Source organism: Luedemannella flava (assembly GCF_039528515.1).
GTDB lineage: Bacteria > Actinomycetota > Actinomycetes > Mycobacteriales > Micromonosporaceae > Luedemannella > Luedemannella flava.
Genome location: NZ_BAAALT010000248.1, coordinates 1 through 12,729, shown reverse-complemented (window position 1 = coordinate 12,729; position 12,729 = coordinate 1). Strand labels below are relative to the sequence as shown.

Annotated in this window: 15 protein-coding genes and 1 pseudogene; 6 read left to right on the top strand and 10 right to left on the bottom strand. The window is 71.3% G+C overall.

The features are described 5' to 3' along the window. Positions 1-2 precede the first annotated feature (2 nt). From ABD211_RS28410 to ABD211_RS28390, 5 genes are read right to left on the bottom strand one after another with little or no spacing between them, the layout of a single operon-like run. On the bottom strand, positions 3-887 hold the full coding sequence (locus tag ABD211_RS28410; RefSeq protein WP_344138474.1) for a DUF72 domain-containing protein: 885 nt from the start codon (positions 885-887) through the stop codon (positions 3-5). 46 nt (positions 888-933) lie between these two features. Then, positions 934-2,220: a S8 family peptidase gene (locus ABD211_RS28405; protein WP_344138472.1), complete on the bottom strand. Its 1,287-nt coding sequence runs from the start codon at positions 2,218-2,220 to the stop codon at positions 934-936. Between the two features lie 31 nt (positions 2,221-2,251). Further along, positions 2,252-2,953 carry a VOC family protein gene (locus ABD211_RS28400; protein WP_344138470.1) on the bottom strand — a complete coding sequence of 234 codons (702 nt, stop codon included), beginning with the start codon at positions 2,951-2,953 and terminating at the stop codon, positions 2,252-2,254. 10 nt (positions 2,954-2,963) lie between these two features. Further along, positions 2,964-3,857, bottom strand: coding sequence for a transketolase family protein (locus tag ABD211_RS28395; RefSeq protein WP_344138476.1), 894 nt, complete (start codon positions 3,855-3,857; stop codon positions 2,964-2,966). Then, complete coding sequence (locus ABD211_RS28390) at positions 3,857-4,531, bottom strand: transketolase (protein WP_344138468.1); 675 nt, start codon at positions 4,529-4,531, stop codon at positions 3,857-3,859. The genes ABD211_RS28395 and ABD211_RS28390 overlap by 1 nt, the downstream gene beginning before the upstream one ends. Before the next feature lie 46 nt (positions 4,532-4,577). On the opposite strand from ABD211_RS28390, the gene soxR reads away from it, so the two are divergent. The 3 genes from soxR (at position 4,578) to ABD211_RS28375 (ending at position 6,744) form a co-directional block, all read left to right on the top strand. Further along, the gene (gene soxR / locus ABD211_RS28385; RefSeq protein ID WP_344138466.1) at positions 4,578-5,015 is read left to right on the top strand and encodes a redox-sensitive transcriptional activator SoxR; all 438 of its coding nucleotides are present in this window, start codon (positions 4,578-4,580) and stop codon (positions 5,013-5,015) included. A 10-nt stretch (positions 5,016-5,025) separates the two neighbouring features. After that, positions 5,026-5,622 carry a hypothetical protein gene (locus ABD211_RS28380; RefSeq protein ID WP_344138465.1) on the top strand — a complete coding sequence of 199 codons (597 nt, stop codon included), beginning with the start codon at positions 5,026-5,028 and terminating at the stop codon, positions 5,620-5,622. 141 nt (positions 5,623-5,763) lie between these two features. Then, entirely contained in the window at positions 5,764-6,744 is a 981-nt protein-coding gene (locus tag ABD211_RS28375) for a hypothetical protein (protein ID WP_344138463.1), read from the top strand. Positions 6,745-6,835: 91 nt separating this feature from the next. Here ABD211_RS28375 and ABD211_RS28370 read toward each other — a convergent pair whose 3' ends face one another. Further along, a complete protein-coding gene (locus tag ABD211_RS28370) occupies positions 6,836-7,312 on the bottom strand; it encodes a macro domain-containing protein (protein ID WP_344138461.1) in 477 nt (158 codons plus the stop codon). An 83-nt stretch (positions 7,313-7,395) separates the two neighbouring features. Here ABD211_RS28370 and ABD211_RS28365 point away from each other — a divergent pair, with 83 nt between their 5' ends. After that, positions 7,396-8,352, top strand: coding sequence for a hypothetical protein (locus ABD211_RS28365; protein WP_344138459.1), 957 nt, complete (start codon positions 7,396-7,398; stop codon positions 8,350-8,352). A 327-nt stretch (positions 8,353-8,679) separates the two neighbouring features. Here ABD211_RS28365 and ABD211_RS28360 read toward each other — a convergent pair whose 3' ends face one another. From ABD211_RS28360 to ABD211_RS28350, 3 genes are read right to left on the bottom strand one after another with little or no spacing between them, the layout of a single operon-like run. Continuing rightward, entirely contained in the window at positions 8,680-9,039 is a 360-nt protein-coding gene (locus ABD211_RS28360; protein ID WP_344138457.1) for a hypothetical protein, read from the bottom strand. Positions 9,040-9,076: 37 nt separating this feature from the next. Continuing rightward, positions 9,077-10,198, bottom strand: coding sequence for a sensor histidine kinase (locus ABD211_RS28355; RefSeq protein ID WP_344138455.1), 1,122 nt, complete (start codon positions 10,196-10,198; stop codon positions 9,077-9,079). Next, positions 10,179-10,874, bottom strand: coding sequence for a response regulator transcription factor (locus ABD211_RS28350; RefSeq protein WP_344138453.1), 696 nt, complete (start codon positions 10,872-10,874; stop codon positions 10,179-10,181). The genes ABD211_RS28355 and ABD211_RS28350 overlap by 20 nt, the downstream gene beginning before the upstream one ends. Before the next feature lie 87 nt (positions 10,875-10,961). Between ABD211_RS28350 and ABD211_RS28345 the strand changes: the two genes are divergently transcribed. Together ABD211_RS28345 and ABD211_RS28340 are read left to right on the top strand one after the other, a co-directional pair. Continuing rightward, entirely contained in the window at positions 10,962-12,008 is a 1,047-nt protein-coding gene (locus ABD211_RS28345) for an endonuclease/exonuclease/phosphatase family protein (protein ID WP_425560549.1), read from the top strand. 20 nt (positions 12,009-12,028) lie between these two features. Then, complete coding sequence (locus ABD211_RS28340) at positions 12,029-12,448, top strand: hypothetical protein (protein ID WP_344138449.1); 420 nt, start codon at positions 12,029-12,031, stop codon at positions 12,446-12,448. On the opposite strand, the pseudogene ABD211_RS28335 reads toward ABD211_RS28340, so the two are convergent. Next, positions 12,441-12,729 (bottom strand): annotated as a pseudogene (locus ABD211_RS28335) (PLP-dependent aminotransferase family protein); the annotation flags it as partial. The gene ABD211_RS28340 and the pseudogene ABD211_RS28335 overlap by 8 nt on opposite strands.

The window sequence follows — 12,729 nt, the reverse complement described above, 5'->3', positions numbered from 1 at the left end:
CCTCAGCCGGCGGCCGCGGCGCGGGTCAGCAGGCCGGCGAGCCGCTGGGCGTCGCGTTGGGCCTGGTCGCCGCAGCAGTTGTTCATGATCACGTGCAGCTGGTCGGCGTCGTCGGCCAGCTCACGCAGCCGCCCCGCCCAGGCGGCCAACTCGTCGTCGCTGTACGCGTAGCGGAACTTGTCGCGCCGGTCGCCGCCGGCCCACGCGTCGCTGTGCCCATGGAACCGCATGACGGCCGGCTCGGCCGTCGCGACCAGCACGGGCGGCAGCGAGCTGGCGTGCCCCTGCGGCATGTCCACGCAGACGAACGACAGATCCTCCCGGCACAGGAACTCCACCGTGTCCACGGCGTTGGCCGGCGTGAGCCACGACGCGTGCCGCAGCTCGATCGCCACCCGCGCCGGGCGGCACCGCCGCGCGGTCTCGGCGATGCGCCGCTTGGCGGCGGCCCCGTAGGCGAACCAGGGCGGGAACTGCAGCAGGACCACGCCGAGCTTGCCGGCGGATTCCAGGGGCCGCAGCGCGTCGCCGAACCGGGCCCAGGCCTCGTCAAGCAGCTCCGGCGACAGGTCGCGCGGGCGGACCCGGTCGGCGGAGCGGGCCGGGCGCAGGTCGCGCGGCAGCGCGGTCACCGGCGTGGGATGCCCGGTGAACAGGCTGAACGCTTTGATGTTGAACAGGAAGCCGGCGGGGGACCGGTGCGCCCACGCCGTGGTGGTCTCCACGGGCGGGATGGCGTAGAACGTCGTGTCCGCCTCCACCAGGTCGAACCGCTCCGCGTAGTACGCCAACCGCCCCGCGGGCGTGTTCGCCTCCCTCGGGTACCACCCCGAGTCGAGCAGCATCCGGTCCGCCCAGGACGCGGTACCCACTCTGATCTCACCCATGTGGACGGTTATGCCCCGATGGGGCGCCGCCCACACCAGCGTCCGATCAGGACGCGCAGTTGCGGTAGTCGTCGTTGATGTACAGCATCTGGTTCGGTGACTCGGTTCCGACGCTGCTGAGACGTCCCACGCTGGCGTCCTGGAACAGGCAGGTCGACACCTGCCCGGGCGTGTAGTTCGGGTTCTGCCCGAGAATCAGGGCGGCCGCGCCCGCGACGTGCGGCGCCGCCATCGACGTCCCGTTGGACCGGGAGTATGCCTGGTCCGACCGGTTCCAGGCCGAGTAGATGTTCGTGCCGGGCGCGAAGATCGTGACGCAACTGCCGAAGTTCGAGTAGCCGGAGTCACGACTGTCGCGGATGGTGGTCGCGCCCACGGTGACCGCGGCCTTCAGCATGCCCGGCGAGTAGTGGCAGGCGTTGCTGCGCGTGTTGCCCGCCGCGACGACGAAGAGGAACCCGGCCGCGGTCGCCTTCGCGATCTCCTGGGCGAGAGCCGGGTCCTGCCCGCGCGAGTTGAGACTCATGTTGACCACGGCAGGACGCCTACCGTGGGCAATGATCCATTCGATCGCCGCCAGGAGGTCCGACGTCCGACCGGAGTTGTTGCAGGTCAACACCTTCAGCGAGACGATGTTGGCAGACTTCGCGACCCCCGTGGTGGTGCCGGCGATCGTACCGGCGACGTGGGTGCCGTGCCCGTTGCAGTCATGGTCGCGGCGGTCGCCGGTGAAGTTCCCGCCCCAGCGCGCCCGACCACGGAACTCGCGGTGGCTGACCCGGACGCCGGTGTCCACGACGTACACGGTGACCTGATGCCGCACGGCCGGGTAGCGGTACCGCCCGTTCAGCGGCCCCACCCGCTGGTCGATGCGGTCGAGTCCCCACGAGGGTGGGTTCGCCTGCGGGCCGCCGGGCAGCGCCGTGACGGGGCCGGGGTCGTCGGCCTCGACGGTGTGATCCTGCTCCACGAACTGGACCTGGGCGTCCTCGGCGATATTGGTGGCAGCGGCGTCGGTGCCGCGGTAGACGAAGCCCCGCAACGATTCCAGCACCCGGACGGTGGTGCCGCCGTGGCGCGCGACGAGGCGTTCCGCCTCCCGCCGCGTGGCCTGCGGGCTCAGCCCGTGGTCGTTGAGCACCACGATGTACCGGCCCGGGATGGCGGTGCGCGGGTCCCCGGGATCGATGACGAGGTGCGGCCCGTGGTCGGCCCGCAGTGCCACGCGTTCCGGGTTCGCCCGGGACTGCGGGGCCGCGGCCGACAGAACGAGGACGACCGGGACCACCAGCGCGGCGGCACGCGCGCAACCCGCATATCGATGAATTCTCACGTCCACCACCGCCCTAGGAGGCGTTTACCAGCTATAACCTCATTTCTACTCCGCCGGAAACGACCCCGTCGCGGCCCTGCCACGTCGTTACGCACGCCTCATTGCCCTCGACGTCGGCCAGCACCCAGAACGCGGGCGCCGCCGCGTCCGACAGCAGTCGGCCACCGGCCGCGAGCGCCGCCGCGATCCGGGCCGCCGCCTCATCGTGCGGGACGCAGATGTCGAGATGGATCCGGTTGCGGTGCGGGCGCGGGGCGTCCATTCGCTGGAACCAGACGGCCGGGCCCTCCCCCAGCGGGTCGACGATCGCGGCGGTGGTGTCGCCGTCGGACTGTGACTCATCGGCGTACCCGAGAATGGTTTTCCAGAACGGCCGGACGGCGGGGATGTCGAGGGCGTCGATGGCGATCTCGACGAGTTGGACCGGGCGCGGCGTGCCGGGCGCGGTGGCCAGCCCCGCGGCGGTGATCCGCCGGGCCAGGTCCGTGTCGCGGGTGGTGACCGTGCCGAGGTCGAGGGTCTGCAGGGCGAGGACGACGCGGTCGGCGCGGACATCGACCCGCAGGTGCCCGTCGGCGTGCTCACCGCAGGCCGCGACGGCCCGAGCCGCCATCGCCGCCGCGTCGGCGGGCGAGGCGGCGGGCACCTGCGCGCGCAGCGAGCCGAGCAGGTACCGCCAGCCGTCGCCGCCGACCGCGTCGGAGGCCTCCTGCCGGGTCAGAATGCGATCCATCCCGGCATTGTCACCGACCGAGGAACTCCACGAGGGACCGGCGCAGGCCGGCCGTGTCGAGGCCATGGGCGCTCGCGTGTTCCGCGGGCGTCCCGTAACGGTGCAGGTCGGCGCGGCCGACGCCGAGCGCGGCCAGCCGGTGCGGCCGGTCACGCAACGCGTCGGCGATGATCCGCGCGGACGTCCCGGCCAGGTACGGCTCGACGATCGCCACGGCCGGCGTCGGGCCGGTCGCCAGCGAGCGCAGGCCGGTCACGTCGAACGGGCGCGGCGTGTGCGTGTAGGCGACCGTCACGTCGAGCCCTTCCGTGGCCGCCAGGACGGCGTCGAGCGTCGGGCCGACCGCCACGACCACCTCGTCGCCGCCCGCCGGCCGCACGACGGTGAGTCTCCCGTCGGTGCCCGTGGCCACGGCGCGGGCGTTCGTCTGCGTCGACAGGCGCAGGTATACCCGGCTGTCGTCGCCCGCGGCCGCGCGCAGCAGCGGGCCGACCTCGTCGGCGTGGCCGGGCACGCGCACGGTCCAGCCGTCCAGCGTGTCGATGAGCGCCACGTCGCCGGGCGACAGGTGGGTCCGGCCGCTGGCCGACGCGTCGTAGGAGGCGCCGATGGTAGCCACCACCGCGCCGACGCCCTGGTGGTCGACGTCCAGTTTGACCTGCTCCCAGGCCCGCTCGACGACGAACGGGGCGTACGAGTGCACGATCGGCCGCAGGCCGGTCAGCGCCAGCCCGCCCGCGACGCTCACCATGAGCTGCTCGCGGATGCCCACGTTGAGCACCCGGTCACGATGGGTCCGGGCCGCCTCCGCGAACGCGTCGGCGGAGATGTCCGCGAGGACGAGCGCCACGCGTGGATCTTCGTCGAGCAGGTTGATGGTCGCGTTGACGAACGCCTCCCGCATCACGCACCCCACTTCGGCTCGGTGACGGCGACGAACACGTGCGGCCGGCCCGGCCGGTGCTGCCGCAGTCCCGCCTCGATCTGATCATGATCACGGCCCCAGGCGGTGACGGCCGACCACCCGTTCACGGTGAACCGCGACGCGATGCCGTCCGACCACCCGTGCGTCGCCGACTGGTTGTCCACGACAATCACGGTGAGTGAGTCCAGCCCGACCGCGCCCGCGTAGGCGATCGCCTCGTGGTTGCTGCCCTCGTCCAGCTCCGCGTCGCCCACCAGCACGTACACCCGGGGTTTCAGCAGGCCCTGGGCCCGCAGCCCGAGCGCGACGCCGGCCCCCAGCGGCAGCCCGTGCCCCAACGAGCCGCTGGAGATCTCCACCCCCGGCACCAGCAGCCGGTCCGGATGATGGCCCAGCGGGCTGTCCCACCGGCCCATCCCGTCCAACCAGTCGGCCGGCACAAAACCCTTCTCCGCGAGTACGGCGTAGAAGGCGGCGGGACCGTGGCCCTTGGAGAGCAGGAAGTAGTCCCGCTCGGGGTCATCGCGCGTTTCCGGCGAGATTCTGAGGACGCGGTCGTAGAGGACCCACAGCACGTCCAGGGTCGAGTAGGCGCTCGGCGAGTGCTTCTCATCCCCGGTCAGCCGGGCCAGGTCAGCGGTGAGTACGGTCATGGATATACCCTGCGAGTTGAAGTTCACTTCAACACAAGGCCCTGTGATGCAGGATTCACTGACGATCGGAGAGCTCGCCGCCCGCAGCGGCGTGGCCCCGTCCGCGCTGCGCTACTACGAGCGGCTCGGCCTGATCCAGGCCGAACGCACGAGCATCAACCAGCGCCGCTTCGCCCGCCACCAGCTGCGCCGGGTGTCGTTCATCCGCATCGCCCAGCAGGTCGGCCTGTCCCTGGACGAGATCGCCGGGGCGCTCGCCTCGCTCCCCCAGGGCCGCACGCCCACGAAGAAGGACTGGGCCCGGCTGTCGGCCCGGTGGCAGTCACGCATCGACGAGCAGATCGCGCTGCTGGAACGGTTGCGGTCGCGCCTGACCGGGTGCATCGGCTGCGGCTGCCTGTCGCTTCGCCGCTGCCGCATCGTCAACCCGACCGACACGCTCGCCGACGAGGGCCCCGGCCCCCGCCAACTCCTCCACGAATAGGGCGCCACCTGTGACGACCCAAATCCCCGATCTTGTCCACTACCTCGACCGGCACTACTCGATCACCGCGGTCGACGGAACGGGCCTGTTCGACCCGCACGCTCACGGCCTCCGGCCACGGGCGTTGAGCACCGCGTGCTACCGGGGCTTCATCTGCCGCTACGGGATCCATGACGAGGGCCTGGCTCTGATGACCGTGGAGCTGGGATCGACCGGCGGGGCCGGACCCGTCCGGCTGTTCGGGATCACACCGAGCCGCAGACGCGGCAGCGCCGCGTTCCACGACAAGGCGTCGCTGTACAAGCTGCCGGCGATCCCCGTCCCGTTCACCGGGCGGCTCCTGCTGGGCACCGACTGCGAACACATCGGACGCCTCCACATGGGGTTCACGCCCGCCTGGCTGTTCACCAACGTGTGGGAGATCGCCTTCGACGACGGCCATGTCGTGGCGTCGCACGACCGGTCCGCTGAGATGGCCGAGATCCGGGTGGCACTCGGCGAGGCCGGGCTCAAGCCCGCTCCCGGCGAGGAGTCCGGGTCCTGGGTCAACCGGACGTTCTCGCTCAGCTTCGACTACAGCTGGCCGCGCCCTCACCGCCGGTCATAGGGAAACACTCACCGCTCCGCGTCAGAGCGAGCGGCGCCATCCCATGGTCCACCTCGCCTGACACCCCGTCAGGATCCGCCACCGCCTGGGCCACTGCCGCATTATCTTGCGGGGCGACGCTATCGTCACCGCGGAGGCGACATGAAAAGGATCGATACCGAACTGACCAGTGCCCTGCTGTCCCGCATGGCCGCACTCGACGTCGGCCCGTGGACCGAGGACGCCGTCGGGGCGACGGTGGCCGAGCTCGGGTTCGGCGCCGTCGCCGACGGCCGGTTCGACACGCCGACCGGAGTGGGCATCGTCGTCCCGGCGCCGGACGACCGGACCTCGCCGATCCTCGCGGTGCGCGTACCACTGGGACCGGCGACGGGCTTCGGCGACGCGGTGCAGGTCGCCGGCAGCGTCATCGGGTACCCGCCGCCTATCCTGGGCGGTCCGGACACCTTCGCCCGGTGGATCCGACCGGTCACGCTGGACAAGGTCGGCACCTCCATCGGTCTCATCGCCACCGACGATCAGGTCTGGGCGGAGCTGGTCGCCACGATGACCTGGGAAAACTGGGCGTACGACGTGTTCAACTGGGGGGAGGGCATCGTCGACCTGCCGTACCGTTGGTTGGCGTTCGCCCCGCACCCGTCGCTGCGCGGCATGACCACCGGCGGGCGCGTGGTGAAGACCTGGTCCGAGATCGAGCAGGGTCTGCGGTTGACCTTCGACGCGCTGCTGGACGGGCTGGACGCCTTGACGACAGCCGAGGCCCCCCCGCCGGAGGCTCGGATCCGGATGACCACCGACCAGCGCACCATCGGCTGCTTTTTCGAGATAACGCTGAGCGCCGGCCGCACGATGCAGTTCAGGACCACCCACTTCGAGGCCGGCGGCCAGGGATGGCACCGCAAGGAGAAGCGGACCTGGGTCTGCGAGTGGACCGGGGCATCCCCCGACGACGTCACCGAGGCCGCTCGCATTGCCGCGCGCATGATGCGGGAATGGAACAACCGCGCCGGGACCGACGAGGTGCGCGACCACTGGGTGCCGGGGTACACGAAGACCCGGTTCGCCGGTCGTTCTATCGTCGACCTGCCCGGCTTCGGCTTCGGCCGCTCCTCGAGCAACTGATCAGGTCCGGCGGTTCAACAGCCCGGTCTCGTAGGCGATGTCGACCAGCTGCGCGCGGTCGCCACCGCGCCCGGCCACGTGGTCCGGGCCGTCATGACGCGTCGTAGACGGTGGTCGGGATGTCCTTGGCGCACAGGGTGCGGAGAATGATCGGCTCCACCTGGTCCCACTTGCCGCCGGCCAGGCCACAGCCGATGCGGGGCATGTGCACCGAGGCCCGGCGGGCCGCCGCCTCGTCCGCGAGCTTCGTCAGGCAGCGCTCGAGGGCCTCGTAGCGGATCGGCGGGCCGGAGCTGCCGGTGCGGATGCCGCGCTGGGCGACCATGTTCGCCACCCAGACGTCGGGCTTGACCTGCACGACCCGCACGGCGCCGAGGCCGAAGTCGTTGCCGGCCCGACCCCGGTGCCACGCCCGGAAGTCGCGTTCGGGCTCCGGCCACCGGCGGGACACGGCCAGGACGAAGCCCTTGCCCCAGCCACCGAGGTCATTGCACACGTGCGCGATGATCTTCGGCCCCTTGGCCTGCGGGCTGGTCGCGTCGCCCTTCACCACCGTCAACGTGCGCATGCCTCCGATCATGACAGTTGGGTGCGACATTCGCCGTCGAGTAATCTGCGGGGCCAAGCCTGAATGAGGGAGGTGTCGGCGCGGTGACGCGACCCATCGCGCTGACGCCCTGTGAACCTGGCGGGCTCGATCCGGAGGCGGTGGCGGCCTCGATCGAGGCGTGGGTGACCTCGCCCGCGTTCACGGAGCTGGCCGGGCACTTCGGTGGCGAGGTGCCGGACGGCCCGCTCGACGCGGTGCTGGACTGGGCGGCGGAGTTCTCCGCGGTCTGGGACTTCCGGGCCGGGGTCAAGGAACGGTTCGACAACGCCCGCGTCGACTACCGTCCCGACCTGGATGAACGGCTGCGGTCCCTGATCGGGATCCTCGGCCTGGACGGTGCCGATCGTCCCGCGCAGGACAGCTACGACCACGTCGTCGTGCTCGGTGGTGGGATCCGGGTGGCCCTGGGCCGCACCGACTTCACGGCCCGGCTGCTCGCGGGCGGCCTGCGGGTCCGCACGCTCGCCGGGCTGGGCAGCCTACGGTTCCGCGACGACCGGGAGCACCGGGAGGGCCGCCGGCTCGGCCTCGACCCGTTCGAGACGGAAGCCGACATGATGACCATCGGTATGCGCCGGTTTGTTGGCCTTTCAGAACCTATTTCCGTACGTGAAGGTGACGGCTGGTGGCACCGCGTCTGGGCCGGTCAGCACCCGGGCGTCGAGGAGATCCACGTGCTCGCGGCGCCGTCCACCCAGCCGCCGCGCCGGGCCAACACCGCCGACACCCTCATCGGCTGGGCCGAGCACGTCGGCACCCCTACGGCGGACGAGCGCGTCCTGCTGGTCACCAACGCCCCGTATGTCCGCCACCAGCACTGCGACGCGGTACGCCTGCTCGGCAGCCGCTACGGGTGCGGCATCGAGACGGTCGGCTTCGACGACCTCGCGACGACCGCGTGGGGACGCCGGCTGCACACCACCGAGCTGCTGCAGGAGGTGCGCTCCTCGGTCCTGGCGACCCGCAACCTCCACAACGCCGTCGTGGCCTCCCGATGACGGGCCGGCCGGCCTTCATTCCGGCTGACAGCTTCCGTTGCCCTCGACGCCTACGACGTGGTACTCGTCGGGGTTGATCGTGATCTCGGGGCCCGGTTCTTTTTGAGATCCATCCGTAGTCCGCGAGCATCCGCGCCGAGGGCACGTCGGCCGCGCGGCCGTGAGCACCTCGATGTGGTTGGACCACCAACTGCCGAGGCAGGAAGTGCCGGCAGCCCGGGCAGCTCGTCGAGCGAACCACGGTGCCACGGGAGCGGCTCGCCCACCGTGGCGGTCTCGCCGGGCTGGACGAACCAGGTCACCTCGTCGACGAACTGCCCCGGTCGCTCATGGACGCAGCCTGACGCAGTAGATCTGGTCGAGGCTCTTGAGCCACGCGCCCTCGGCGGCGCACTCCGAGGCGCGCTCCGCCGTCCGCGTCAGCTCGGCGTCGTGGTCGGTGCCGCAGTCGACGATGTACGCCCGCCCGGCCACCTCACGCAGGCCGTCGGCCTCGATAAGGCCCGTCTCGTCACCGGTGTTGAAGCAGGTCCCCACAACGAACGAGCCGGTCTGCCGCCCCCAGCCGCGCGCCCCGAGGAACGCGATGACGCCGACCGCGACCACCGCTACCGTCGCCAGCGCCGCGCCTGCGGCGATCCACCAGATGATCCGCCGCGAGTTGGCGCGCTCGACCCCGTCAGCCATGTTCCCCCTCGTTCCGCGGACAGAGCGTAGACCAGCGTCACCAGTCGGTGTGCGTGGATTCCGCGGGCAGTTCCACGGTGACGCGCAGCCCGCCGGCGGGCCGGGGCGTGACGGTGAGCGTCCCGTCGTGCGCGCGGGTGATGGTCTCGACGATGGCCAGACCGAGGCCGACGCCCGCGTGGTCGGTGTGTGCCCGTTCGGATCCGCGCTGGAAGGGTTCGGTGAGTGTCGAGACCAGTTCGGGGGCCAGCTGCGCGCCGGTGTTCTCGACAGTGAGCAGCACGGTCCCGGGGCGGACGCTGGTGTTGACCCACACGGCGCCCCGCGCGGGCAGGTTGTGGACGATCGCGTTGTGCAGCAGGTTCATCACCACCTGCAGCAGGAGCGCTGGTGAGCCGCTGGTCGGGGTGATGTCGCCGGAGGTTTCGATGGTGACGCCACGCTCTTCCGCCAAGGGGAGGAGCGTTTCGGCGGCTTCCTCCGCGACGAGGGACAGGTCGACGCGCTCCCGGGTGAACGCCCGCTGGTCGGCGCGGCTGAGCAGGAGCAGTGCCTCGGTCAGGTCGATCGCCCGGGTGTTGACGGCGTCGAGGCGGTCGAGGACCTCGCCGACGTCCCCCGTCGGATCGCTGCGCGCCACGTCGAGCAGCGCCTTGGAGATGGCAAGGGGGGTACGCAGCTCGTGGGAGGCGTTGGCGGCGAATCTGCGCTGCTCGGCGACGTGCGCCTCGAGCCGTTCGAGCATCGTGTCGAACGCGTCGGCGAGCTCGCGGAACTCGTCCCTGCGGCCCGGCAGCCGGATGCGTTGGGACAGCGACCCGCCCGCGGCCAGGCGGGTGGCGTGGGTGATCCGGGTGAGCGGGGCGAGCATCCGCCCGGCGAGGATCCACCCTCCCACGAGGCCGAACAGCAGCAGGAACGCCAACACGACGGCTGCCCTCGGAGCGAAGACGTCCAGGAGTCTGGACCGGACGGGGAAGACGCCGTTCGTGGGGTCGTCAGCAGAAATCATGAGCGCCCGGTCCGGGACGTAACGAAGGAGGAACAGCCACACCGCCGCGAACATCAGGACAGCGGCCAGCATGAGGAACCCGGCATAGCTGAGGGTGAGCTTGAGGCGGACGCTCAACCCGGGCGCCCTATCCACGATCTTCTCCATCGCGTCCAGGCTCCGGCGGCACCTCGATGCGGTAGCCGACGCCCGGCACGGTCGCGATGATCCAGGGTTCGCCGAGACGTTTGCGCAGCGCCGAGACGGTGATGCGGACAGCGTTGGTGAACGGGTCGGCGTTCGCGTCCCAGGCGCGTTCGAGGAGCTCCTCCGCGCTGACCACACCGCCCTCGGCGGCGACGAGGACCTCGAGTACCGCGAACTGCTTGCGGGTCAGCGCGACATAGCGGCCGTCGCGGTGGACCTCCCTGCGGAACGGGTCGAGCCGGACACCCGCGATCTCCCGTACGGGGGGCCGGTTGTGGCCACGCCGGCGGTCGAGTGCCCGGAGCCGGAGGACGAGTTCGCGGAGTTCGAAGGGTTTCGTGAGGTAGTCGTCGGCACCGAGCCCGAACCCGGAGGCCTTGTCGTCGAGCCGGTCAGCGGCGGTGAGCATGAGGATCGGCATGCCGCTGCCGGACGCGACGATGCGCCCGGCGATCTCGTCACCGGACGGTCCGGGTATGTCGCGGTCGAGGATGGCGATGTCGTAGGGGTTGGTGCCCAGCAGCTCCAGAGCGGTGTCGCCGTCGCCTGCGATGTCGGCCGCGATCGCGGCCAGGCGCAGGCCGTCGCGGATCGCCTCGGCCAGGTAGGGTTCGTCCTCGACGATCAACACACGCACCCCGTCAATGGTACAAGTCGGTGCATATCTTCGACGTATCCAAAATCGCATACGCGCTGGCAACAGCGCACCGTCTTGACTGGTGGCATGGCTCAACCCGCCCCATCGACACAAGCCCACCCGGTGGAAACCGAACCGAGCAGCCCCATCCGCGCAGGCCTGCGGCCCGGACCCTGGAGGCGCGGCCCGGTGGTCGCGGCATCGGCGCTGGCGCTTGGTCTGTTCATGCCGCTGCACTCGAAGATCCCGAACCGGATCGGGAACGTCGGCAGCCTGGTGGAGACCTTCCTGCCGTGGTTCGGTCTGTTCGTCCCGGTGCTGCTGGCCTTGGCGGTGTGGCGCCGTTCCGCCGCCGCGGTGGTCGCGCTGCTGTTGCCGGTCGTGGTGTGGCTGAGCCTCTTCGGCGGGCAGCTGCGCGACAAGTCACACCCGGGCGGCGACCTCACCGTGGCCAGCCACAACGTGGGCGCCGGGAACCCGGACCCCACCGGCACGGCCCGCGACCTGGCCGCCTCCGGAGCCGACGTGCTGGCGCTGGTGGAGCTGGACCCGCAGGTCGTGGGCACCTACGAGAACGGGCTGGCGAACGCGTACCCGTTCCATACGGTGCAGGGCACGGTCGGGCTCTGGAGCAAGCTGCCGCTGTCGGACACTCAGCCGGTCGACATCAAGATGGACGCCGGGCCGCTCGGGGACGCCAGGACCGCCGACGACAAGCTGCCCTACAACCGGGCACTGCGCACCACGGTCGCCACGCCCCAGGGTCCGCTCGCGGTGTATGTGGCCCATCTGGGCTCCGCCCGGGTGAACCCCCGGGGCGGCTTCTCGACGGGCAGCCGGGACCGGAACGCGCGGGCGCTCGCCGAGGCCCTCGCCGCCGAGCAGAACACGCGGGTGGTGCTGCTCGGCGACCTGAACGGCACCCTGGACGACCGCGTGTTCGACGACATCACCGCGCGGATGGTCTCCGCTCAGGACGTGGCCGGCGACGGCTTCGGCTTCACCTGGCCGGCGCGGTTCCCGGTGGTGCGGATCGACCACATTCTGGTCAACGGCGTCCAACCGGAGAGTTCCTGGTCGCTGCCGGCCACCGGCAGCGACCACCTGCCGGTGGCGGCCCGAATCAGCTGGTGACGTGCGGGTACTGTGCCGCCATGTCGATCGGGACCTCACTGAAAGCGCTGGTCGCGCGCACCCCTGCCCGCGTGCGCGCGGTCGCGCTTGTCGCGGTCGGGCTCGCCATCGGCCTGACCCCGACACTCCTGCGTGACACGCACGCCGCGACCCCCGAACAGCTCGTGGGCACGGTCATCTTCTCGAACGACGACACCCGGCTCATCGTCTTCGAAGCCGACGGCAACCGGCGCGCGGACAGGGAGTACTTCGTCGCCGCGGCCTACTGGACCGATGAGACCGGGCGGCGGCACAGGGGCGGCTTCCCCAGCTGCCTGACCAGCCCGGCCCAGGATCCCGTGCGGACCGATCACCGGCGGGTCGCGATCGACGCGTTCCTCGTGACCGACAGCGAGGCCGACCGGCCGCAGATCGCCGTGGGCGTGCACTGCTTCAGCTGAGCCGGAGAGCGCGGGCCAGGCGGCGGACCGCCTCGTCCATGCGGTCGGGCGCGGCGGCCGTGTAGGTCAGGCGCAGGCGCGGGCCCGGCGGCTCGGCGGCGTACCAGGGGCGGCCGGGGAAGACGATGACGCCCTCGGCGGCCGCCGCGGCGGCCAGGGCGACGTCGTCGGTGCCGTCGGGCAGCGGCACCCACAGGTGCAGACCCCCACGCGGGACGGCCGCCGGCAGCAGCTCCGGCAGGTGCCGGCGCAGCGCCGCGAGCAGCGCCTCCCGCCGGGCC